The sequence below is a fragment of the Micromonospora sp. GCM10011542 genome (genome assembly GCF_042650685.1).
In the GTDB taxonomy this organism is placed as follows: Bacteria; Actinomycetota; Actinomycetes; order Mycobacteriales; family Micromonosporaceae; genus Micromonospora.
The window spans coordinates 1-944 of sequence record NZ_JBHSBO010000080.1 but is presented as its reverse complement, the minus strand read 5'-3'; the positions used below and the strand labels follow the sequence as shown (position 1 = coordinate 944).

The 944-nt window shown below is 66.0% G+C and carries 1 protein-coding gene and 1 pseudogene; both read left to right on the top strand.

Translation table 11 applies throughout. The annotated features are described in order from the left end of the window. Window positions 1-344 (top strand): annotated as a pseudogene (locus tag ACFOW4_RS30235) (GntR family transcriptional regulator); the annotation flags it as partial. Then, a partial coding sequence (locus tag ACFOW4_RS30230; RefSeq protein ID WP_377533714.1) for an HAD family hydrolase occupies window positions 341-944 on the top strand: 604 nt, incomplete at its 3' end. The pseudogene ACFOW4_RS30235 and the gene ACFOW4_RS30230, both read left to right, overlap by 4 nt.

The following is a 944-nucleotide window of genomic DNA, read 5'->3' as shown; positions in this document are numbered from 1 at the left end:
GTCGGCACACGGACGCCATTGTCGAGGCGGTGCGCGAACTCGGAGACCTTGGCTTGGTCAAAGACGCAGTAGCAGAGGTGCGGGTGCACCGCGCAGCGCCGCTGTTCAAGCTCTACATCCTCAACGGCGAGGAAGCCTTCTTCGGCTTCTACCCGGTGGTAGAGCACACCGTCATGATCAAAGGTCAGCCAACGGCCATCTACGACCCGATGGGCAAGGACGCGATCCTCTTTCACCGGGCCGTCAGCGACGACGAGGCTTCCGACGCGTCCCAGTACGTCGACCAGGCCCGGACCTGGTTCGACTCCATGTGGTCAACCATCGCGCACGACTACACGCCATGAACCCGCGATACAGCGTCGCCCAGGTCCTCAGCGACACCGGGCCGATCCTGCTCGACTTCGACGGGCCGATCTGCGCCGTCTTCGCCACCCTCGCGGACTCCACCGTCGCGGCCGAGCTGCGCCGCGTCATCGAGGAGCACGACGTCGAGATACCGGCGCACATCCGAGCCAGCGACGACCCGCTCGAAGTGCTCCGCTTCACCGCGACCACCGCAACGCCCTCGCTGGTCGTACGAGTTGAGAACGCGTTGTGCCGAGCCGAGCTAACCGCGGTCGACGGCGCCACGCCAACTCCCTACGCGCGAGAGGTCATCGTCGCAGCCCACGAGGCCGGGCGGCCAATCGCCATCGTCAGCAACAACTCAGCCCCCGCCATCGAGCGTTACCTGACCGCTCACCGACTCACCCGGTACATCACGACCACCGTTGGCCGAGCACACGGCAACCCAGGTCGCATGAAGCCGAACCCGGCACCAATCCGACGCGCCGCCCTGGCGGTTGATGCCGACCCGACCAGGTGCGTCCTCGTAGGCGACTCCACCTCTGACATCGAAGGCGGACGGGCTGCCGCTGTTCGCACGATCGGGTTTGCCAACAAGC